This is a genomic window from Duncaniella freteri, from assembly GCF_004766125.1.
Taxonomy (GTDB): Bacteria; Bacteroidota; Bacteroidia; order Bacteroidales; family Muribaculaceae; genus Duncaniella; species Duncaniella freteri.
Window position 1 is genome coordinate 937,575 of record NZ_SJSA01000001.1, and the last position, 22,677, is coordinate 960,251.

General features: G+C 50.8%; 17 protein-coding genes. 6 read left to right on the forward strand and 11 right to left on the reverse strand.

Features of this window, described 5'->3' with window-relative positions:
• Position 1: 1 nt before the first annotated feature.
• Positions 2-1,636 (forward strand): phosphoethanolamine transferase, encoded by a 1,635-nt coding sequence (locus EZ315_RS04055; RefSeq protein WP_135470834.1) that lies wholly within the window; start codon positions 2-4, stop codon positions 1,634-1,636.
• 4 nt (positions 1,637-1,640) lie between these two features.
• On the opposite strand, the gene EZ315_RS04060 is transcribed toward EZ315_RS04055, so the two are convergent.
• Entirely contained in the window at positions 1,641-2,561 is a 921-nt protein-coding gene (locus EZ315_RS04060) for a DUF3943 domain-containing protein (protein WP_135470836.1), read from the reverse strand.
• A gap of 180 nt (positions 2,562-2,741) precedes the next feature.
• Here EZ315_RS04060 and EZ315_RS04065 point away from each other — a divergent pair, with 180 nt between their 5' ends.
• Positions 2,742-4,193, forward strand: coding sequence for a sensor histidine kinase (locus tag EZ315_RS04065; RefSeq protein WP_135470838.1), 1,452 nt, complete (start codon positions 2,742-2,744; stop codon positions 4,191-4,193).
• A 73-nt stretch (positions 4,194-4,266) separates the two neighbouring features.
• Here EZ315_RS04065 and EZ315_RS04070 read toward each other — a convergent pair whose 3' ends face one another.
• A complete protein-coding gene (locus EZ315_RS04070; RefSeq protein WP_135470840.1) occupies positions 4,267-4,860 on the reverse strand; it encodes a cob(I)yrinic acid a,c-diamide adenosyltransferase in 594 nt (197 codons plus the stop codon).
• 148 nt (positions 4,861-5,008) lie between these two features.
• Between EZ315_RS04070 and EZ315_RS04075 the strand changes: the two genes are divergently transcribed.
• The gene (locus tag EZ315_RS04075; RefSeq protein ID WP_135470842.1) at positions 5,009-5,611 is read left to right on the forward strand and encodes a riboflavin synthase; all 603 of its coding nucleotides are present in this window, start codon (positions 5,009-5,011) and stop codon (positions 5,609-5,611) included.
• Positions 5,612-5,711: 100 nt separating this feature from the next.
• A complete protein-coding gene (gene secD / locus EZ315_RS04080; protein WP_135470844.1) occupies positions 5,712-8,609 on the forward strand; it encodes a protein translocase subunit SecD in 2,898 nt (965 codons plus the stop codon).
• 190 nt (positions 8,610-8,799) lie between these two features.
• Here secD and era read toward each other — a convergent pair whose 3' ends face one another.
• From era to EZ315_RS04125, 9 genes are all read right to left on the reverse strand, one after another.
• Entirely contained in the window at positions 8,800-9,684 is an 885-nt protein-coding gene (gene era / locus EZ315_RS04085) for a GTPase Era (RefSeq protein WP_135470845.1), read from the reverse strand.
• 118 nt (positions 9,685-9,802) lie between these two features.
• Positions 9,803-10,783, reverse strand: coding sequence for a beta-ketoacyl-ACP synthase III (locus EZ315_RS04090; RefSeq protein ID WP_135470847.1), 981 nt, complete (start codon positions 10,781-10,783; stop codon positions 9,803-9,805).
• Positions 10,784-10,895: 112 nt separating this feature from the next.
• Positions 10,896-11,081: a 50S ribosomal protein L32 gene (rpmF, locus tag EZ315_RS04095; protein ID WP_107032267.1), complete on the reverse strand. Its 186-nt coding sequence runs from the start codon at positions 11,079-11,081 to the stop codon at positions 10,896-10,898.
• Between the two features lie 53 nt (positions 11,082-11,134).
• Positions 11,135-11,743: a YceD family protein gene (locus EZ315_RS04100; RefSeq protein WP_135470848.1), complete on the reverse strand. Its 609-nt coding sequence runs from the start codon at positions 11,741-11,743 to the stop codon at positions 11,135-11,137.
• Between the two features lie 186 nt (positions 11,744-11,929).
• Complete coding sequence (locus tag EZ315_RS04105; protein ID WP_135470850.1) at positions 11,930-13,066, reverse strand: OmpA family protein; 1,137 nt, start codon at positions 13,064-13,066, stop codon at positions 11,930-11,932.
• Positions 13,067-13,225: 159 nt separating this feature from the next.
• The gene (locus tag EZ315_RS04110; RefSeq protein ID WP_135470852.1) at positions 13,226-14,146 is read right to left on the reverse strand and encodes a site-specific tyrosine recombinase; all 921 of its coding nucleotides are present in this window, start codon (positions 14,144-14,146) and stop codon (positions 13,226-13,228) included.
• A gap of 30 nt (positions 14,147-14,176) precedes the next feature.
• Positions 14,177-14,653, reverse strand: coding sequence for a hypothetical protein (locus tag EZ315_RS04115; protein ID WP_135470854.1), 477 nt, complete (start codon positions 14,651-14,653; stop codon positions 14,177-14,179).
• Entirely contained in the window at positions 14,650-17,178 is a 2,529-nt protein-coding gene (locus EZ315_RS04120) for a glycosyltransferase family protein (protein ID WP_135470856.1), read from the reverse strand. Before EZ315_RS04120 ends, EZ315_RS04115 begins: the two co-directional genes overlap by 4 nt.
• A complete protein-coding gene (locus tag EZ315_RS04125) occupies positions 17,175-17,726 on the reverse strand; it encodes a hypothetical protein (protein ID WP_135470858.1) in 552 nt (183 codons plus the stop codon). Before EZ315_RS04125 ends, EZ315_RS04120 begins: the two co-directional genes overlap by 4 nt.
• Before the next feature lie 352 nt (positions 17,727-18,078).
• On the opposite strand from EZ315_RS04125, the gene EZ315_RS04130 reads away from it, so the two are divergent.
• Both EZ315_RS04130 and EZ315_RS04135 read left to right on the forward strand, forming a co-directional pair.
• Entirely contained in the window at positions 18,079-21,225 is a 3,147-nt protein-coding gene (locus EZ315_RS04130; RefSeq protein ID WP_242452491.1) for a SusC/RagA family TonB-linked outer membrane protein, read from the forward strand.
• 12 nt (positions 21,226-21,237) lie between these two features.
• Positions 21,238-22,674 carry a RagB/SusD family nutrient uptake outer membrane protein gene (locus EZ315_RS04135; RefSeq protein WP_135470862.1) on the forward strand — a complete coding sequence of 479 codons (1,437 nt, stop codon included), beginning with the start codon at positions 21,238-21,240 and terminating at the stop codon, positions 22,672-22,674.
• The last annotated feature ends 3 nt before the right edge of the window (positions 22,675-22,677 follow it).

Genomic DNA, 22,677 nt, shown 5'->3' on the forward strand with positions numbered 1-22,677 from the left:
AATGAGATTAATACCTCCGCACATCCTACTCATCATCACAGTAATATCCCTCTCTCTTCCTAACATAGTCCTGTCAGTGACCGAACCGATGTCGTGGATGGCAAGATTGTGCAATATCATACTTCCTGTCTCGGCATATCTCCTGTTGATGACTCTTCTGCGCAACACCGGCAAAATGGTATGGGCGATGTTCATATTCATCTTCCTTGCCGCGTTCCAACTCGTGTTGCTGTACCTGTTCGGCGAATCAATTATCGCCGTAGACATGTTCCTCAATCTGCTCACCACCAACACCGGCGAAGTATCCGAACTCCTCAGCAGCCTCATCCCGGCAGTAGCCATGGTCGCGGTAATCTACCTCCCTATCCTCTATTTTGCCACTCGCGGTGCATTCGACAAGAGTTACCGCCTTGCCGACAGATTCATCGTCCGATTCCGTCAATGGGGGACGGCAGGTCTGGCTCTCGGGCTTATATCTCTCGCAGGATGCTATTCCTCAGAAGAATACCGGGCTTCCGATGATCTATACCCTGTCAATGTCGGCTACAATATCGGACTGGCAGTCGAACGCACATGCCGCACTGCACGATATGCCGACACATCAGCCGGATTCATCTATGATGCACGTACCACACACCCCGACAGCTGTCGCGAAGTGTACATACTCGTGATCGGAGAGACTGCCCGAGCCGACAACTTCGGCCTCTTCGGCTACAGTCGCGACACCACCCCCCTTCTATCATCCACCGAGGGGCTCATCACCTATCCAAAAGCCTTCACCCAGTCCAACACCACACATAAGAGTGTCCCGATGCTCCTGTCAGCGGCATCAGCCGAGGACTACAACCGCATATACCGCGAAAAAGGCATCATAACAGCATTCAAGGAGGCGGGATTCCATACCACTTTCATATCCAATCAGCGTCCCAACCATTCCTTCATAGACTTTTTCGGTAAGGAAGCCGACTCCTGGGAGTTCCTGAAGGAAGAACTTCCCGAGAGTGCCAACGTTCCCGACGGCGACATGACCGGCTTAGTGAAAAAGATTCTCGATGGCGGACACATGCGCGAATTCATAGTGCTCCACACCTACGGCTCCCACTTCAAGTACCGGGAACGCTATCCGCACGACATTGCTGAATTCCTGCCCGATGAGGCTTCGGAAGCTACTCCCGACAACCGTTGCAGCCTCATAAACGCCTACGACAACTCCATACTCTACACCGACCGTTTCCTGCACACTCTCATAACTGAGCTAAAAGAGTCGAGGACAGAATCAGGACTTATCTATGCATCCGACCATGGCGAAAACATCTTCGATGACGAGCGCGGACTGTTCCTCCACGCCTCTCCCCGCCCATCAATCTACGAGCTGCATGTGCCAATGATGATATGGCTTTCCGACGAGTACCGCGAACGCTACCCCGACATTCACAGCGAACTTCTCAGCCATTCCGAGAAACAGGTAATAACCTCCCTTTCAGTGTTTCACACCACACTCCACATAGCGGGAATAAACACTCGTCACAGAATCGACTCATTATCGCTCGCCTCGGCTCACTATCACCCTGCACCATACAACTACCTGTCCGACCGCAATATACCTGTTCCGGTATCCAAGATAATCCGCAAATAACGCCTCAGAATTTCACAGTCAGGCTGAACCCCTTATAAGAGTCGGTAATCATAGGTGAAATATAGCTTTCAATACCAGTCTCTTTGGTCTCATAGGTCAGTTCACCGTCCCTGGTAAGCTTGGGGCAACGTGTGTTACGGCCGCGGAATATATCAATCACCTCATTTACAGGGTCAAGAAGGAATACGGCAACATTCCCTATAATGGGTGAGCCCAAAAGACTGTAATCGTTGGCAACTATACTGCGTTTGGTCTTATAGAACACCTCACCTATAGCACTTCCTATAAGCGGAGTGATGAAGATATCCTGAATCGACGGACGCTCCATAAACGCCTCAATTCCGAATTCCCATCCAATAGTAGAGACACATGCGCTATAGAGCATTGATCGCCAGAAATTGAATCCGCACGACCTCGCCGACATAAAGTACACGGCTCCGGCATATGGATGCAACACATAGTTGAATATAGGGTTGTCATGGTCCCAGTCAGGACCGAGCTTGAACACATTACGATACCAACGCTTGAACATCGGCACCTCGGTTATCTCCGCCCTGTTCCACGAAGTAGCGTCGGCAGGCAGGCACTGAAGCACAAGCAATGTCCCCACATAAGCCCCGCCAAGAACTGCGGTATTGGTCCACATCCTTTTCCAGTCAGGAATATTGAAAGTCATAGAGTATGGGTGACAGTATATCGATCTGCTGTCCGATACAGCAGGGATATGGCTCATCGGCAAGGCTATAATACTGTCCGACATCATGGAGTCAACCGAAATCGGATATACCATCTCAGCATACGGTTCTGCCAATTCCATCTCCGCCCCGACAGAGTCGGCGAGGACCGAGTCGACATCTATCCCCTGAGCCTTCGCCCCCGCGAAAGTGAATAGAGATGCAATCAGGATATACAGGAGCCTTCTCATAATGAAAATATTTGAAACTTTACTTTTAAAACTCCATCCCGGTCCAATGGGTTCATGCTTTAACTTTCCTCAACGCAATCCTATGAAATCCACTCCTTAATTTTAACACATCCTACAGCTAACTTTTTGGGGCACATAGATGTTAATCCGTAAAATACACGTTTAACACCTATTTCTATTATGAGACGACTAATATGCGCGGTCATCACAATGACCCTCGCCACGATTATGGCGATGGCTGACTCGCAAGCCGACTTCAGCCGATTCATAAAGTCCTACAATCAGCAAGTGGCTTCACGCCAGTATCTCCCGGCTGCAAAGTCGGTGGCCCAGGCTGCAAGGATATGTGCCGATGCGAAGAACTACGACGGAGCCTTCAAACTCATCTCGGGCCTCGACAAAATTATGACTGAACGCGGGGTCTCATCTGACTCGCTCCCTCAACCTTATTACTACAACGCGCGCACACGCTACTCCCTATACCGCCGTATGGGCAACAACAGCCAAGCGGAAGCATGGCTCAAAAAGATGTCGACATATGCAAAGGAAAGCAACACACCTGCCATCACCAACGACATGCTGTTTACGGAAGCGCAATTCTATTACGCCACAGGACGCACCCAGCTTGGCGACCGCTGCATAGCCCGCCTGATAAAGCAGTATGAGACTGACAATGACTACAAGGCCGCCGACACTGCCTACCAGAAACTCATCAGCCGGGCTGTGTCGTCAAACGATGCACGACTCGTAGGGCATACCTATGAAAGCTACATCCGATGGAGCGATTCCATTGAGGCAATAAACGCCGACACAGAACTCGGCAAAGTGAAACATGAAATGGCACAGAGCGAAGCTGAAGTGGCAAAGAAACAGAGTACCATAAATTCGCGTACAAGTCTGATGATAGTGTTCATCACTCTGTTTGTCATAGCTGTCGCCGCCCTCGCACTGGGAGCAATCCTCTACCAAAGGATACGTGTCAAAAACCGCCACATACGGCTCATGAAAGAAGAAGCGGACATGCGCAGCGCAGCCAAGAGTGCTATGCTCCAGAACATGTCGTCGACAATGGAACCAGCTCTCGACCGGCTCAATCCCGAGGACCCTGCCGTACAAACGCTTAAAGGATATGTCCGAAAAGTAGAGGAGCTCTCGGCTGTAGACTCCTCCCCTGCCGTCGATCCCTCACGGCTTGAAGAGGTCAACATAGAATCACTCGCCAACGAACTTGCCGGTGACACACGCCCAAAACTACGCAAAGGTGTCACCCTGCATCTCGACGGCACACGCGGCTTCATAAGGATGGACCGCCAAGATGTCAAGAGAATCCTGAGCCATCTTCTCGACAACGCGGCACGCTTCACCCCTGAAGGGGGCAGAATAACCCTCGCCTACCGCAAACGCGGAGCCAACAGCCATCAGTTTGTCGTCACTGACAACGGTCCAGGCATCCCGGCCGGAGAGCGCGACGGTATATTCAAGGCATTCAACTCAGCTCACGACATCAACGAGGGAGACCGCCTCGGGCTCCCGATATGCGCACTGCGTGCCGAAAAGATGGGAGGCTCACTGTCACTCGACCCCGAGGTAACCAAAGGCACATCATTCATCCTTTCGCTCAAATCAGCCTGATATACGTAACAAATGAGTCAGCATGGCACCAACGCACATCATGCTGACTCATTTTAATTATTAATACCGTCATCTAAAGCCCCTCCCACGGAATATCCTGAATTCCGGCAAGATGATTGAGACTTCGGGCGAGTATAAAAAGGTAATCACTCAGACGGTTGAGATACCTGGTCACAGCCGGATGCACATAGCTCCCGGTATCAGCGAGGTCAAGCACCCTACGTTCCGCACGGCGGCACACGGTCCGAGCCACATGAGCATGGCTCGCCGCAACAGACCCTCCAGGAAGTATAAAGGTCCTCTGTGGGGGCACCGAGGCATCCAGGCGGTCTATAGCGGCTTCAAGTTCCTCGATATCCTCGTCACTCACTTTCGGGCTCCTTGCCCCTTCAGGTGCAGGCTCGTCAGGAGCGGCTGAAGGAGAAGGAGTTGCAAGATAGGCACCTATGCAGAACATCACCCCATTCACCTTCAGGAGCAATGCTGAATCCACCTCTGCCCCATTTACGTTCTTCACATACGACTGTAGCAGACCGATGTATGCATTAAGTTCATCCACAGTGCCGTAAGCCGACACTCGTGGCGAATTCTTGGCGACACGTTCACCACCGACAAGCGAAGTGGTCCCGCGGTCACCTGTACGGGTGTAAATCATACTTTTCTTCATAATTGCAAATATACGGCATTTTTTAGTAATTTTGCGGTGTAATCATATAACAAATTTAATATCAGCAATTGATAACTAAAAACGGTTAAAAAGACAGTCCAGCGACTGCCGTTAACCCACACACAAACACATAACCCCTATTTAATCCATGTTTTCAGGAATAGTTGAAGAACCCGCCCGCGTAGTCGACGTTGTCAATCGCGACGGCAACATAGATCTCACAGTCGAATGCTCGTTCGCATCCGAACTCCGCATCGACCAGAGCGTCGCACACAACGGAGTGTGCCTAACTGTAGTAGCTCTTCCCGGCAACGGCACATACACTGTCACTGCCATCCGAGAGACACTTGACCGCAGCAACTTAGGACTGTTGAGCCCCGGTGACGAAGTGAACCTCGAACGCTCCATGCTAATGAACGGACGCCTCGACGGCCACATAGTCCAGGGCCACGTCGACACCACCGCTGTATGCGAAGAGGTAGAGGAAGTGGAAGGGAGCAAATACTTCAAATTCACCTACGATGTATCCCCCGAGATGGCTCGTAAAGGATACATGACTGTTGAAAAAGGTTCTGTGACAGTCAACGGCGTAAGCCTCACCGTATGCGACTCCACTCCTACATCATTCCGTGTGGCGATAATACCCTACACACTTGAGCATACTAACTTCAAGAACATCATTCCGGGAACAAAAGTCAACATAGAATTTGACATTATAGGCAAATATATTGCTCGACTGCAAGATTTTTAGTATATTTGCACCTCAAATCAGGTAGGGTACAGTGTGCCCTGCCATTTCACATTTGCATAATCAAACCCCTTAATTCACTTTAATACATCACTTTAACACAATGCAAAGCAAAGGATCTTTGGGAAGTATTGTTGCCGGTGTCATAGCCATCTTCATGGTGATCATCTGCCTCTTCTACCTTTCTTTCACCGTGGTAACCAACCACTGGGAAGACAAGGCTCAGGAGTATGCAGCCACCGAGGCAGCCAAGGACAACAACTCTCCGGAAACTAAACGTAAAGCCTACAGCGAGTACATCAAGAACATCGCTAACGAAAAGGTTTATCTCGGCTACACTTTTAACGAAGTACAGAAACTCGCCGTAGGGCTCGGTCTCGACCTCAAGGGTGGAATGAACGTTACTCTCCAGGTTTCCGTTCCTGACATCCTCCGCTCAATGGCAAATGCCGAAGGGAACCCCTACTTCAATAACGCTATCGCCAACGCCGACTCAGTGGCACGCGTCAACAAGAGTGCCGACTACATCGACATCTTCTGCGCTGAATACCGTAAGCTCGATCCTCAAGGCGACCTCTCTGTAGTGTTCAAGGACCAGGTGAAGCGCGGCGACAACTTCGATGCAGTCAAGAGCGCGCTAAAGCAGGAGGTAAAGGACCGTGTGTCAAGCTCCACCAACGTGCTCCGCACACGTATCGACCAGTTCGGCGTAGTAGCACCCAACATTCAGGAACTTGAAAAGGACGGTCAGATTCTCCTTGAGCTCCCTGGAGTGAAAGAGCACGACCGTGTACGCGAGCTCCTGAAGTCAAGTGCCAACCTTGAGTTCTATGAGACCACCACATTCAACGAAATCCAGGGTGTTCTCTCTCAGCTCGACAATGCGCTGCGCACCGACTCCACCGGTAATGGCAAGGGTCTTTTCGACTACTTCATTCAGGTAGGCAGCCCCTATAACCCTATAGGTGTAGGATCTGCTTCCGAGACTGCACGCGACACCATCAACACAATCCTCGCGTCAGCCACAGCCAAGCGCATCCTCCCCAATAACCTCAAGCTCGCCTGGGAATTCAAGCCCGAGGTAATGCAGATCAACGATTCCATACGTGGCAAGCGCAACCTCGCCATCTACCAGCTCGTTGCACTCCGCACCACCAATGGCCGCCCGGCACTTGCTGGCGATGTGATAACCTCAGCATCCAACGACTATGATGCGATGCAAGGCGGCAACTATGTCACAATGGACATGAAGCCCGAAGCAGCACGCCAGTGGGCACGCATCACAGCGGCCAACCTCGGCAAGCCTGTAGCCATAGTTCTTGACGACCAGGTATACTCGGCACCAAACATCAAGTCAGTGATCGAGGGCGGACGCTCGTCAATCACCGGCAACTTCACCACCGATGAGGCAAAGGACCTTTCCAACGTGCTCAAGTCAGGTAAAATGGCTGCCAAAGTCGACATCATCTCCGACACTGTAATCGGTCCCTCGCTCGGCGAACAGGCCATCAAGGACGGTCTCTGGTCGTTTGTCATCGCACTTGTGCTCCTCATGGTGTTCATGTGCCTGTTCTACGGTCTTATCCCCGGCCTTATCGCCAACCTCGCACTTGTATTCAACATCTTCTTCACTTTCGGTATCCTCGCCTCATTCCAGGCAGTGCTCACCCTTTCCGGTATCGCCGGTATCGTGCTCGCACTCGGTATGGCTGTTGACGCCAACGTGCTCATATACGAGCGTGCCAAAGAAGAACTTCGCGCAGGCAAGAATGTACGCACCGCCATCGCCGACGGCTATGCCAACGCATTCTCAGCCATCTTCGACTCCAACCTCACTTCGATCATCACCGGTGTGATCCTCCTTCTCTTCGGTACAGGTCCCATCAAGGGCTTCGCCACCACCCTCATCATCGGTATCATCTGCTCATTCTTCACTGCCGTATATCTGACCCGCCTCATCTACATCCTCTGCGCCAAGAGCAAGGCTTTCGAGAACCTCACATTCTCCACACCGCTCAGCAGCAAGATGTTCACAGGCACTCGTTACAACTTCCTCGGTGCACGCAAGACAAGCTTCATAGCTGTAGGCATCTTTGTGGCAGTTATCGTAATCAGCCTCTTCGTACGCGGTCTTAACCAGGGTATCGACTTCTCTGGCGGACGCAACTATGTAGTACAGTTCGACCATCCTGTCAAGACCCACGAGCTCGACGCCAAGCTCACCCCGCTATTCGGCGGAGCCCAGCTCAGCGTTATCACCATTGACGATGACACCAAGGTACGTATCTCCACCAACTACAAGATCGACTCAGAGGAAGAAGGCGTTGACCAGGAGATCACCAAGATCCTTTATGACGGTCTTCAGGACGAGCTCAACGGCATGAGCATGGAGGACTTCTCCACAACCAATGAGAACATCGGTATAATGTCGTCACAGAAGGTAGGTCCTACCGTGGCTAACGACATGCGCACCGACGCTTACATAGCCGTGATCCTCGCACTCATAGCAATGTTCTTCTACATCCTGCTCCGTTTCCGCAACGTGGCATTCTCTGTAGGCGCACTTGCTGCTGTGGCATTCACCGCATTCACTATCGTAGGTTTCTACTCGATGTTCTGGGGCGTGTTCCCATTCGCCATGGAGATTGACCAGTCGTTTATCGCAGCAATCCTTACTGTGATAGGTTACCAGATCAATGACACCGTGGTAGTGTTCGACCGTGTACGTGAAAACGTAGGTCTCTACCCCAAACAGTCATTCTTCGACACCATCAACTCATCCATCAACTCCACCCTCGGACGTACCGTGATGACCTCAGGTTCCACTCTTCTCGTGCTCCTGTGCATCTTCATCCTCGGTGGTGACTCTATCCGCTCATTTGTATTTGCGATGATATTCGGTGTAGTGATCGGCACACTCGCCACAATGTTTGTGGCTGCTCCTGTTGCCTACCTTACCGATGCCCGCCGCAATACAGGCAGATCAAAGACTGCTGCCTAACCACACCGCACAAACGGCTTAAGCCATAACAACAAACGACCCGACTGAGAATCAAACTCAGCCGGGTCGTTTTATATTCCGCCCAAAGGGGACCACAGACAATAGTCATGCATCCGGCTACAAGAAAAGGCATAGAGCTAACTGAATAAGCTCTATGCCTCTTTTGGTAAAATGGTCTCCAGTCTTTATACTACTCGATATAGCCGAACGACTTGAGCTTGTTCTCACGGTTTCGCCAATTCGACTCCACTTTCACAAAAAGCTCAAGATAGACACTCTTCCCGAAGAACTTCTCAATATCTTTACGGGCTTCCATACCCACTTTTTTGATCATCGCACCCTTATGGCCTATGATGATACCTTTCTGCGAATCACGCTCCACATAGATCACTGCCATAATATGGATGGAATTCTCCTTCTCCTCGAACTTCTCTACAATCACCTCTACTGAGTAAGGGATCTCCTTATCATATAGCAGCAGTATCTTCTCTCGGATTATCTCTGTGACAAAGAATCGTGCAGGCTTGTCAGTAAGCGCATCCTTGCCAAAGAACGGCGGAGAATCCGGAAGAAGCTCCACAATTCTGTTCATGAGATTCGACACATTGAAATTCTCCTTTGCCGACACAGGGAACAACTCTGCCTTGGGGAGCATGGTGTGCCAACGCTGCGTGAGCTCTTCGAGCTGGGACTGCTCTTTCACAAGATCAATCTTGTTGATCACCACAAGCACCGGAATACTCTCCTTGGCGACTTTGGCAAGGAAATCGGCATTCTTCGACGGATCTTCCACCACATCGGTCACATAGATGAGAATGTCAGCATCGACGAGCGCACCTTCACTGAAATTGAGCATGCTCTCCTGTAGCTTATATTTCGGCTCCAGCACACCGGGAGTGTCGGAGAATACTATCTGATACTCGGGAGTGTTGACAATCCCCATGATGCGGTGACGAGTAGTCTGCGCCTTGGAGGTGATTATGCTTACGCGCTCACCTACCAGCAAGTTCATCAGTGTCGACTTACCCACATTAGGATTCCCGACGATATTGACAAATCCGGCTTTATGTTCCATATTGTATACTATTGTTGGATTAATGACTGTATGTAAAACAAAAATAGCACCCTAAAAGATGCTATTTTCGTGAATTATTTTCTGACCATACGGTCGGCAAGTCTTTCAAAGCTGCTTATCAGCCCCAGATTATGTACATCGCACCCCATGTGAAGCCTGCTCCGAAAGCTGTGAGAATGAGTTTGTCACCCTTCTTAAGCTTGTCCTTGTACTCATCAAGACACAAGGGTATTGAGGCAGCCGATGTGTTGCCATACTTCTCGATGTTCACGAGCACCTTGGCAGGATCAATGCCGAGGCGGGCACCTACAGCCTCAATGATGCGGAGGTTAGCCTGATGCGAGCAGAACCAGTCGATGTTCTCACATGTGAGGTTATTGCGCTCCATAACCTCCTGTGATGACTCAAGCATGTCGGTCACGGCATTCTTGTAAACATTGCGGCCATCCTGGATCACATAATGCTGCTGAGCGTCGACAGTCTCGTGTGACGCAGGGAGAGCCGAACCGCCAGCAGGCATCCACAGATGCTCAAGACCCTCGCCGTCGATGTGGAAAACACCGTCGATGATACCCACATTCTCTTCGGTAGGCTCAAGGAGCATTGCTCCCGCTCCGTCACCGAACAGAGGGCAGGTGGCACGGTCGGTATAGTTGGTCATTGACGACATCTTCTCGGCAGAAACCACTATCACCTTCTTGCGGAGGCCTGAGCGGATATATGCAGAACCGTCCTGAAGAGCCACAAGGAAGCCGGCACAGGCTGCCTGAAGATCATATGAATATGCGTTCTTAAGCCCGCACTGGTGAGCTATTATCGAGCCTGTAGAGGGGAAACGGTAGTCAGGATTGGTGGTGGCGCAGATGAGCAGATCCACTTCCTCGGGCTTGGTGCCGGTGGATTCAAGCAATCGTTCCACACATTTTATGCCCATGAAGGACGACCCCTTCGATGGGTCTTTGAGTATGCGGCGTTCTTTGATTCCTACGCGTGTGGTGATCCACTCATCGTTGGTGTCAACCATCTTCGAGAGCATCTCATTGTCGAGAATGTCGTCAGGAGCGTAAGAGGCAATGCCGGATATACGTGCGTGTACCATTGGAGAAATTGTATATGAATGAGAGAGTGGTTAAATAAAACTAAGCCTGAATACCGCTTGAGGCACCAGGCTCTTTTCTTTTAGTCCGCTATTGAAGCGAATTAAGCATGTCTTAGACAGCTGCGGTCTTTTCGATGGCGATGCGTCCGCGGTAGTAACCGCACTCACCGCATACGGTGTGATAGAGATGCCATGAGCCGCAGTTGGGGCAGAGTGCCAGGGTGGGGACTACAGCCTTGTCGTGAGTACGACGCTTTGCGGTACGGGTCTTTGATTGCTTGCGTTTAGGATGTGCCATGACTTATTTTATTTATATTTTTTTGTTACTATTACTTAATTTTATATTGTCCGTTACTCTGAATCGGAATCGATACCCGAGAGCTTTTTCAATCCGTCCCAACGAGGATCTGTAGCACCGGATGAAGAGGGAGCCTCGTCCACACTGTCGACATCCATCGTCTCCATCTCGTCAATGAGAGTCTCGGCGAGCGCGGCATCCTCATCGTCCTTTACGGCACGGTGCTTGCGCAGAAGAGCACTCATAGCCCTGTTGCACTTGCCCATAGGATGGACATGCTTCAGGGGGATGGCAAGCGAAGCTGTATCGTAGATCATATATGAGACATTGAGAGTATTGTCAGCCTCCGGAATGATCAGGAGCTCATCTGTCTCGTCATAATCCTCGCCATACTTCACAGCGATATCGTAGGTAGTATCGATCGGGAACACCAGATCGTCCAGACAGCGGTCACAAAGGAGAGTGACCGTACCGGTGATATGGAATGCAAGATTGTATAGATCATGCTTATACACCACCGTCAGTCTGACATCAAGATTGGCGTCACGGACGTCCGCACTTTCCATTGTGACAAAGAATTGCTTATCGAGATGATAGGCAAATTCATGCGTGCCCTCAGGCATAGTCTTGAGCGGGACGCTGAATGCTGATAACTTTCCCACGACAATATCGGTTGAAAAAACTGTGCAAAGTTATTGAAAAACTTTTGATTTTCAAAAATTTCGCCAAAATATTTCAATCTGTCACTGAATTAATTCCCGACTGCCACTCCCTTTTTCATCAGTTTTTATCAAAAATGTGCGGACAGAAATATGATCCCGTCCGCACCACACTTATTTTTACACGTTTCAATTTGCAACCGCAATCGCTACACGATTCTTCTCGATTCCGTCAAAAGGCTGCTCGGTGTCACCTTTCGCGTCAACTGTGATACGTTCGGAAGCGACACCTGCCTCAACCAACGCATCAGCCACAGCCTGAGCTCTCTTAAGCGAGATGGACATGTTGTAACGTGCTGAGCCGGTTGCCTTGTCGGCATATCCTGTCACTGTAACCTTAGCCTCAGGATACTTCTTCATATATCCGGCAAGAGCCTCTATCTTTGACTGCTCGGCCGGACGCACACTTGAGGAGTTGATACGGAAGAACACATCCTGCTTCATCTCTGCCGGCTTAGTCTCTGCCACAGGCTGCTGTGGTGCAGGGGCTACAGGCTCCGGAACCACAACAGGCGCGGGAGCCGGTTCGGGCTGTACTTCCACAACCTCTTCCACCACAACCACTTCTTTTTTCTTAGACGATGGTCCGAACTTAAATGTCACACCAACGAGAGCATTGAACTGCCAGTCAAATACACTTCCTTTCTTTGAGTTGAACTTATCGGGAAGCATATTGGCATTGAGTTCAAGATTGACAGCCACCCTACGGCTGACGTTCATATCCATGCCGATACCGGCACGCCCCGCAGGGAAAAATTTCTTGCCGGTCCAAAGCTTCTCAAGATCATATCCGCGGGAAGCAAGATCGACAGCCTCATTATTACGGAAGCCGAGAGCACCACCTGCTCCTGCAAACATATACACATCAAGCACACGCGACGGATTATAGCCACAGAATGCATTAGTGAGCGACAGCATGAGATCGACATTGCCCTGCATATAATTGAACTTGTAGTCCTCACGTGGAGCCACCCATATACCGCGCGCCTGCCATCCGCTTGCCCCTACCCTTAGTCCGAGCAGAGGATTGAACTTATACCCTACCGACACAGCAGCCGCAGGTGACACAAGGTCCTTGAATGTATTGGTCTCGCCGATGGTATATGCACCTCCTGCCTGAATCTGCATGAACCAATGAGGGGTGAATTCTTTTGTCTCAACTGCATCAACTGACCTGACTGCAACATCCTGGGCCGTGGCGCATACAGGCACCGCTAACAGTGATACGGCAAACGCCGCAATCACTTTTGTGGGATTCAATCTCATAATAATATAGTTTTTTAACGATCGAACTGCAAATATAGCACCTCACGATGCCATTCGCCAAGCACGGAGTGTTGCGGATGTTGCGACACATATGAATTTTATTTCCGCATCACCTAAAAACAGGCATTTTCCTGCACTGCAAGCAGAGAAGTGACAACCTTATCCACCATTCCCCTTTGAATTGCGGGGGTGGTAAGCAAGGATATCCGAACGGAGAGTGGAGGCATCAAGATGGATGTAGATCTGGGTGGTCGCTATCGACTCATGCCCGAGCATCTGCTGTATGGCACGCAGGTTGGCCCCTCCTTCGAGCAGATGAGTGGCAAATGAATGGCGCAATGTATGAGGCGAGATGGTTTTGCGCACACCTGCCGCCTCAGCAAGCCCCTTGACTATCTGAAATGCCCGCTGCCGAGTGAGCCTGCCTCCACGCCGGTTAAGAAACAGTATATTCTCGTCGCCCGGCTTCACTTTCATACGCTCACGGTCGGCGAGCCAGCCCTTTATCTCCTCTATCGAAGTCTCCGACATGGGTACCATCCTCTCCTTGTTACCCTTTCCTCGCACTATGAGGAAACCGTCGTCAAGATAAGTCCGCGATATCTCAAGACCAATCAGTTCACTCACACGGAGCCCGCACCCATAGAGCACTTCCATCATTGCCCTGTCGCGCTGACACTCCTCTTTGGAGTAATCGATCGAAGCTATCATGCTGTCGATCTCCCCTAAAGTCAGCACCTCTGGCAGATGAAGCCCGAGACGAGGCGTCTCAAGCAGCTCCGCCGGATTGGCAGGAAGATAATCCTCCATTGAAAGGAATCCGAAAAACGATCTTAACGACGCGACAATCCTCGCCTGCGACCTCACAGCGATACCTACATCATGCAAATCGCCGAGATATAGCCTCAAAGTGTCGAGAGTCACTTCCCGAAGCGGCTTTGCCTCGCCGGCAAGCCACGAAAGCATCCTGGCAACATCCCGCCTGTATCCTTCGCGAGTGTTGTCGGACAGCCCCTTTTCGAGAAGAAGATAGGTTGTATACTCGTCAAGCAATCGGTCTATGTCGAAAATATTGCGCATGGACTAAGGATGTACGGTATGCGGAAACACCTAAAAGTTTATTTCAAAATCCTGGCGTGGGAGATCAGCGCGAGGCACCACTATCCCTACCCTGCCGTTAGTGAAAGTCATACCACATCTCATCCCGCTCTTCATATCCTCCCAATGGGCTCGCGACGACAGCACATCACGCACAACTGTCACCGACAAGCCTCTGCACTTCATCACTATACGGTCACGCTCGCCTGAAGACACAATCACGGTACGGCTGTCAGCCATCTCCACAGCGCAACGCTCACCGGCTGTAAGCCCTGTGGATATCACCTCATCCGGCTCAAACTCACACACGAGACGGAAAAGCACTCCGAGCCACTCAGAGTTATCCATACGCGCAAGTTCCGAGGAAGCATAATAAGCCCCGTTCTCACGCAGCACGCAGCGTATGAACCTGAAAGCGAACGGCGAGTGCACACCATGCCCCTTGCCGCGCCACCATCGCCTGACCCGCCTGCCAAGAAGAATCGTCATACGGAAGCCTTATCCTCTTTCCTCTTGCGTGGGCGCACGGCAAAGAAGAAAGCCGCAGCCGCAGCTATATATATGAGAATAATGGATACCGTGGCAAGAGCCGTTGTGGTACGAAGCGATTTAGGATCGAACGTCATGACTATCTCATGCTCACCGGCAGGCACTCTGAGTGCGCGGAGCACATAATTCACCCTGCCTATCTCAGCAGGCTTGCCGTCGATGGTTACCTCCCATCCCCAAGGGAAATACACCTCGGAGAAAACAGCCACACCGCCATTGGCACTCTTTGCCCTGTAGGTCAGCCGGTCAGGTGCATATGTGGTCTCATAGATGGTATCACCCGGAGCCACAGCCGCCCCATCTCCGAGAGTCGCCCGGAAACGGCTGTCAGCCACAGCCTCAACAGCAGGATTGATACGCGAAAGCCCAGCCATCTCGGCATCGGCATTATCGACATAGCTTAACTTTTCCACCCACCATGCATTGCCCATAGCCTCAGGATTGAGCAAAGGTCTGCCATCCATTCCGACTATGTATCGGGCATTGAGCATATTGAGCACATTCCAGTCGGCATCGGCCTGAGAGTCCTGAGTGAAGTGTGACAGGTGACGGTCTATGAGATCCTGGTAACGAGTGAGCTTTGCTGCATGATAGCCACCGATAGTCTTATGATAATATGACGGATCGGCACTGTAGAAGCGCGGTATATCCATCACACGATAATTCTGCATAGTGTCCCTGAGTATCATCTCGTCTGCCGGGGTTTTGGCTATGGGGGTCCCTACAGTGAGCTGCTTAGGGGCAAAACTGTCATGGCTCAGGTAACGCTTATTGATACTGTAGAGATCGGCAAGCACAAGCACACCGACAGCCGCAACAGTCCACACCGCACGCATCCTGCCTGTCATGAAAAGCATGATGAACGCCCCTCCTATGCCTGCTATCAGCAGACTTCTCAAGGCATCAGCCGACACAAGTCCGTAGCGAAGCGACTCAACAGCCGAATATATCGCTGGGTTGCTGAGGGAGAACTGTCGTGCTGTGCTATTGTCATAGCCCTGCTGTACAAGTGACGACATGATGTATCCGTCAATCATCCTGTCGTTGTCGGAAATCGCGGAACCGAACATTCCTGGAGCCAGCCACCCTATCACACAAAGTCCGAGAGTGATTCCGAAACTCCAGAAGAAAGCCTTGCGGTATCTGGCATAAGCTCCTTCAGTGACAAGCAGCTGCTGCAAAGCCATTACTGCAAGCAGAGGCATGGTGAATTCTGCTATAACAAGTATGCTCTCGACTGTACGGAACTTGGAGTACATCGGCACCACCGAAAGCATGATATCAGTGAATGTCATGGCATGTCTGCCCCATGCGAGCACGATGGAGAACACAGTGAGAGCCACCAGAGCCCATTTCAACGGACCTTTCACTATGATACACCCCAAAAGGAAAAGAGCGAATATAAGAGCTCCTACATACACCGGACCGTTAGTCCCCTCGGGGTCACCGAAATACTGGCTCATATACGATAGATACTGCTGCTCCATCTGACCATGCTCCCTGGCTCCGTCGAGCTCTCCGAGACTCATAGTCTTGAACTTGCCCTGTTCCGGACGAGCCGAGGCTCCTCCCTTGATATTCGGGATGAGCAGAGAGAAGGTCTCTGACGGCTGATAGCTGTACTGGGTGATATAATCCTTATCAAGACCCGATGTTGACTGCGCCGCATCGGCATTGGGCTGTGTCAACTCTGAGTGACGCCCGCGCATAGTCTCCTTGGAGTACTCGTAAGTGTTGTAAAGGTTAGGCATATTGGCCGCAACGGCAAGAACAGCTGCAACGGCAAGAAATCCTGTAGCCTTCCCCCATCCTCTGAGATTCTTGGACTTATAATCTGATATAAGGAAGGCTATCACAACGCCGAGTATCACAAACAGGAAATAATAGGTCATCTGCACATGATTGTTGGCAATCTGCATCATGGCAAAGAATGCCGCCATTGCCGCACCAGCAAGATACCTGCCGCGATAGCACAGTATGACACCTCCGATAGTAGGAGGAACATAGGCAAGAGTGACGAATTTCCATATATGCCCGGCACCTATTATAATGACGAAATAGGTGGAGAATCCATAGGCTACAGCCCCTATGAGGGCTATATACCACCGCATCCCCATAGCAATGAGCATTATGAAGAACCCCATCATCATCATGGCTATGAGCGATGAGGGCGACGGAAGCCCGAGCCCCATCACATGGTTGACCCAGCTGTAAAGATGGGCGGATGGGTAATCAACGCTGATCTGGAATGTCGGCATCCCAGAGAACAGGGCGTTGGTCCATCGAGGAGTCTCTCCGGTGGACTCAAGATGGGTCTTGACCTCTTGGTTTATAGCGATACCCTGAAGCATGTCATGCTGCCTCAGCTCATTGCCCTGGCTCGCATCGGGATAGAAGAACGCGAAAGCTATCACCGCAATGGCGACTACGCTTATCAGAAACGTGATTATGTTGCGCTTATTCATTCTGCCGGTCTTAAATCAAGTGGAATTTCTTCTTTTACTGTATCGGCAGCCTCACTTTCGGAAGGCTCCGGAGCCACAAGCGAGCCATCCTGTATGGCATCATACTGCGATAGTTTCTCCCGGAACGATTTTGCCACAGCGTCAAAATCGACATCAGGATTGATCTTATTGGCTTTCGCAAAAGCAGCGCGCGTATCCTTGGGATTGGCATTGACTGCTATATCGTAGACATCCACATATTTACGGAGGGTTTCAAGATCGAGGCGACGGTCACCCTTGGCTACAGCCTCGTTATGCACCGATAGAAATGCCATCAACACCTGCACGGTCTGCTCAGGGGTCAGATCGTCAACAAAAAGCGACATACTGTCAGCCATTTCCGAAGCATGCCTTAAATCACCAGTGTTAAGAGCCTCGGCAAGCTGTGTGTTCTGCACCTCAACATTCTCTGCCACAACCGGATCGGTGTTGTGGCTGCTCTTCGAGCCGCACCCTGGCATGACTACTGCCACAACGCCCAAAATTATGAATGCTAATATATGTTTCATCTTTCTTTATTTTTAAAGACTGTATAACAGGTTGCAAAGATAGGAATTCTAAACGACATTATCGCACCTTTAGATGATTAAGTCTTGTGACTTTACAGATTAGCCTCCTCTGATTAAAGAGTGTATAAAAAACACTTAATTTTTTTACAATTTTCCTTTGTAAAGAACTTAAATTATTATAAATTTGCAACCAATCATCCATTTTTACACTTCTTTCATTTCACGTTCAATCATCAAATCACATTATTAACAATTCATCCCCAAAGAAATGTTTACACTTTTTAACAAACCCGGGGGGGAAATTTGTAACTCGCCGAGAGCGATTGCTATAGCCCTCATTCTAATGGGATTAATGCCTGGAGCTATCCAGGCGTATTCAGCCGGCAACAACAGTGCTGCACCTGTACCAGCCGCCCAAAGGTCAATCGAGACCATCACGGGCATCGTAATGGACACTGACGGCGAACCTCTGCCGGGAGCCACCGTAAGATTCAAGGATGCAAAGATCGGCACAGTAACCGATGTCAACGGATGCTTCACTCTTCCCAATAACACTGACGTCAGGAAGAATCCTCAGCTTGTGGTAAGCTATGTGGGCATGGCTACCCAGACAATCCCTGCTGTAGCAGGAAAGGACATGGAAATCGTCATGGTCTCCAACACAAGCAACCTTGACGAAGTTGTAGTGATCGGCTACGGCACAGCCAAGGCAAAGGACCTCACAGGCTCTGTGTCGCGACTCACAACCCGCGACGTGGAAATGGCACCTATGACATCAAGCGTGTCAAGCCTTCTGCAAGGCAAGGCTGCGGGTGTAAACGTAATGATATCAAGCGCGTCGCCCACATCTCCGGTATCGGTGGTGATACGCGGACAGTCCTCTCTTTCGGGCGACGGACAGCCTCTATGGGTGATTGACGGAGTGCCTCAGTACAACAGCTCCATCGACGGAAGTGTATCCAACGCCCTCTATAACCTCAACCTCAACGACGTAGCAAGTGTGGACATTCTCAAGGATGCCTCCGCAACAGCAATCTACGGCTCGCGTGCTGCCAACGGCGTGGTGATCGTCACCACAAAGAGCGGCCAGGAAGGAATGAAGCCCACCATAGAATTCAGCGGCAGAGTAGGATGGCAGAAGATTGATTCCGACGCATTCAAATCAATGAATGCCGAGGAGTACATATCATTCTCCAAACGAGCCAACCTTGTGGAAGCCTTCCGCAACGGAGGTCTCACATACTTCAATAAGAAGTACATGGACGCCGACCGCTTCAATCTGCTCAACACCTCGGAATGGGATATGAGCGATATCGCCGACATGTGGCTTCCAAACGCTTACTATGACGGACATGACAACTACTGGGACGCAATGACCCAGGATGCTCTCGCCCAGGACTACAACGTATCGATACGCGGAGGCAGCAAGACCACCTCATATTATGCCTCTGTCAATTTCAAGGATCAGGACGGTATCGTGAAAGGATCATCCTCACGCTACTTCGGAGCACGCTTCAACTTTGAGGCAAAAGCAAGCGAACAGGTGAAATTCGGACTCAACATGGACGCATCCACCCGCCGAGCCACCAACAAGGACAATATGATCAACAAGATCATAGGCATGCGCCCCGACTATCCCATGTACAACGAGGACGGCGAGATCAACACCATCGACTTCTACACCAAGAACCCGCTGATCGAGCTACTCGACAAAAACGACAGTGATTCCAAGAACTTCAACGGAAATGCCTTCATAGAGTACGACATATTCCCCTTCCTGAAGTTCCGGTCCACACTCACAGCCACATACTCCAATATCAATTCCGACCTGTTCACTCGCCGCTCCTATGACGGCGGCAACAACTCAGGCAGCCAGCGTGACACCCAGAACTCTGTGATAATGTGGGACAACCTTCTCACATTCTATAAGACAATGGGTATACATGACCTCACTGCCATGATAGGACAGTCGCTCGAACGCCAGTCAAGCCAGTTCCTGTATGCCGCAGGCTCCAACTATCCCGATGATGATATCCTCACCAACCTCGGCAGTGCAGCAACCCGCAGCAGCATCAACAGCAACAAGTACAACTCATCAATGGTATCGGCTTTCGGCCGCGTGCAGTACAAGCTGCTTAACCGCTACCTACTCACAGCCACATTCCGCGCCGACGGCTCTTCCCGTTTCGGTAAGGACCAGCGTTGGGGCTATTTCCCCTCGGGAGCCATCGGCTGGATCATCTCCAACGAGGACTTCATGTCACCTCTGCGCAATGTCCTGTCCTATGCAAAGATACGCGCATCGTATGGCAAGACAGGCTCACAGAACCTCGGCTACTATGACTATACAAGCTACATCACATCCAACAGCTATGACGGACAGCCTGGAGCCTACCCCTCCTCGCTCGGCAACAATCTCCTGCAATGGGAATCTCAGAACCAGACTGACATAGGACTGGACTACGGATTCCTCGACGACCGCATCCGCGGTTCATTCGGATGGTACCGCAAGTATGTGGACAACCTCATCACAAGCCGACCTGTGCCCACCTCATCAGCATTCTCAAGCACCAACCAGAATGTGGGAGCCATCAGCAACACAGGTGTGGAATTTGATGTGACCGTCTCCATATTCCGAGACCGTGACCTCACATGGGACATCAACTTCAACGCAGCCCACAACAAAGGCAAACTTGAAAAGCTCAACGGTGTGACAAAATTCCTCGGAGGCACAGCCAACGACCGATTCAAACTTGAAGAGGGTGGCGAGCTCGGCACATTCTACGGATATGTGGATGCAGGCCGCTTCTACGAGAATGACGAGGAGGTATGGGCCCTCAAACCCTTCGATCCCACCACAGGCCGTCCCGCCAATTTCTACAGGGCGAGCTCCTTTACCGAAGGTGCGGGCGACATATACATCGTCGATCTTGACGGAGACGGAAAGATCACAGCCGACGGCGACCGCAAGATACTCGGATCTGCCAATCCCAAAGTGTTCGGCGGCTTCGGTTCGACACTCATATGGAAAGGCCTTATGTTCAACATGACATTCACCTACTCTCTCGGAGGCAAACGCTTCTGGGACGGCGAGGCATCAAAGTTTGGAGGCGTGAACGTCTACAACGCTCCCAACCTCGTGCTCGACAGCTGGACAATGAAAGGCCCCGGTGCCACATATCCGATCATCACCCACTACGGTGTGGGACAGAACAGCGTGTTCACCAACCGCTGGCTACACGATGCATCATATATGCGTCTGAGCGCGCTCAATCTATCCTACCGTCTGCCACAGAAATGGTTCTCAAAATATCTCATCAAGGGTATTGAAGCCACATTCCAGGCAACCAATCTTTTCACTATCACCAAATATCCCGGCATGGACCCTCAGGGCAACTTCTCCACAAGCGGAAGCGCGCTCTACGGCACAGGCACTGACTACAGCACCTATCCTGCCGCAAAGACATTCAATTTCGGTCTGAAGCTCACAATTGACTAACTTTAGAAAATCATGAAGAAATCATATATCCTCCCCCTACTGCTCGGCTTGGCGGTAACCGTCACATCCTGTGAGGATTTTCTCACCGAGCAGCCGGAACACCAGCTCACCATTGACAATGCCGCAAGAGACTACACCGGAGCCAAAAATCTTGTCAACGGTATCTACGGACGCTATATAGCCAACAGCAATCTCGGCGGAGAGATCTACGGAAAATGGCATGACATGGCAGGCCTGTGGAACTACAATTCCACAATGCTCAATATGGCATACACCCAGACCAACAATAACACCTCCGCGACATGGAAGTCATGGTACGATGTGGTCAACGCCTCCAATGTCGCCATAACAGGTGTCAGCAATCTCGCCGACAACTTCTATCCAAGCGTTGATGCCAAGAATGCTCTTCTTGCCGAGGCTCGTTTCTTCCGCGGATATGCCTATCTCCACCTGATGTGGGGATTCACCCATTGGTTCAGCACCGCCGATTCACCCTACGGACTACTGTACCGCGACATGCCGTCAGAGCTTTCCAACCTTATGGTCGAAAGAATCTCTGTAGGCGACAGCTATCAGAAAGTCATTGACGACCTGGAGTTTGCCATTTCCTATCTTGCCGACTATGACAATCCTCGCCATGTGTCAAAACAGTTTGCTCAGGCAATGCTTGCAAAGCTCTATCTCTACCGCGGATGGGACGGCGACTATGCCAAATCACTCGACCTAGTCAATACAATCTTCAAGGATGCACCTGCAAAGTTCAAGATGGAACCGGTGCTTGCCGACCTCTACGAGAACGCCTGGGACTCGAACGAACTCCTTTTCGGACGTTATCTCGGCGACGGCTCAGGTTTCTCATGGTCTGAGTTCACATATTCCTACGGATTGTACTACAACAAAGAGTTCGGCGAAATAACCCACGAATGGATCAAAGAGGACCCGCGCTATGCCGTTACTTTCGGCGAAGCCCGCTCCCCCGAGACATGGCAGGAAGAACGCAAGGACGATATCCCTGTCAAATTGTATCACAGAGGCCGCGTAGAAGGTCTTAACGACAAATACACATCCTATAACTTCCGTTATGCCGAGCTGTACATCATGAAAGCCGAGCTGCTCGCGCTCACCAATCCTTCCGACATCAGCGGCGCACTGGCGGAACTCAACAAGATGAGGGCCACCTACACCGATCCCGTTCTGCCTGCTATCACAGGAGTATCGACCCATGAGCAGCTTATGGACGAGATTTTCAAGGAGTATGTGGTGACGCTCATCATGGAGAACGAGTCGCCATGGTTCGCTGCCGTACGTATCGAACACGAGGGACGCCCCTGGATATACACCCTCAAACCTGATGTCAATTTCAGCACCAACCAGTACTGCTGGCCTATTCCCGATGATGAAATCAAGGCTCATTCAAATAAGATAGATCAAAACCCAGGCTTAGAATAACAC

Bases quoted from the DNA above. Each gene is read 5' to 3' on its own strand.
- EZ315_RS04055 (WP_135470834.1), top strand. From the start codon at position 2: ATGAGATTAATACCTCCGCACATCCTACTCATCATCACAGTAATATCC.
- EZ315_RS04060 (WP_135470836.1), bottom strand. From the start codon at position 2,561: ATGAGAAGGCTCCTGTATATCCTGATTGCATCTCTATTCACTTTCGCG.
- EZ315_RS04065 (WP_135470838.1), top strand. From the start codon at position 2,742: ATGAGACGACTAATATGCGCGGTCATCACAATGACCCTCGCCACGATT.
- EZ315_RS04070 (WP_135470840.1), bottom strand. From the start codon at position 4,860: ATGAAGAAAAGTATGATTTACACCCGTACAGGTGACCGCGGGACCACT.
- EZ315_RS04075 (WP_135470842.1), top strand. From the start codon at position 5,009: ATGTTTTCAGGAATAGTTGAAGAACCCGCCCGCGTAGTCGACGTTGTC.
- secD (WP_135470844.1), top strand. From the start codon at position 5,712: ATGCAAAGCAAAGGATCTTTGGGAAGTATTGTTGCCGGTGTCATAGCC.
- era (WP_135470845.1), bottom strand. From the start codon at position 9,684: ATGGAACATAAAGCCGGATTTGTCAATATCGTCGGGAATCCTAATGTG.
- EZ315_RS04090 (WP_135470847.1), bottom strand. From the start codon at position 10,783: ATGGTACACGCACGTATATCCGGCATTGCCTCTTACGCTCCTGACGAC.
- rpmF (WP_107032267.1), bottom strand. From the start codon at position 11,081: ATGGCACATCCTAAACGCAAGCAATCAAAGACCCGTACCGCAAAGCGT.
- EZ315_RS04105 (WP_135470850.1), bottom strand. From the start codon at position 13,066: ATGAGATTGAATCCCACAAAAGTGATTGCGGCGTTTGCCGTATCACTG.
- EZ315_RS04110 (WP_135470852.1), bottom strand. From the start codon at position 14,146: ATGCGCAATATTTTCGACATAGACCGATTGCTTGACGAGTATACAACC.
- EZ315_RS04115 (WP_135470854.1), bottom strand. From the start codon at position 14,653: ATGACGATTCTTCTTGGCAGGCGGGTCAGGCGATGGTGGCGCGGCAAG.
- EZ315_RS04120 (WP_135470856.1), bottom strand. From the start codon at position 17,178: ATGAATAAGCGCAACATAATCACGTTTCTGATAAGCGTAGTCGCCATT.
- EZ315_RS04125 (WP_135470858.1), bottom strand. From the start codon at position 17,726: ATGAAACATATATTAGCATTCATAATTTTGGGCGTTGTGGCAGTAGTC.
- EZ315_RS04130 (WP_242452491.1), top strand. From the start codon at position 18,079: ATGCCTGGAGCTATCCAGGCGTATTCAGCCGGCAACAACAGTGCTGCA.
- EZ315_RS04135 (WP_135470862.1), top strand. From the start codon at position 21,238: ATGAAGAAATCATATATCCTCCCCCTACTGCTCGGCTTGGCGGTAACC.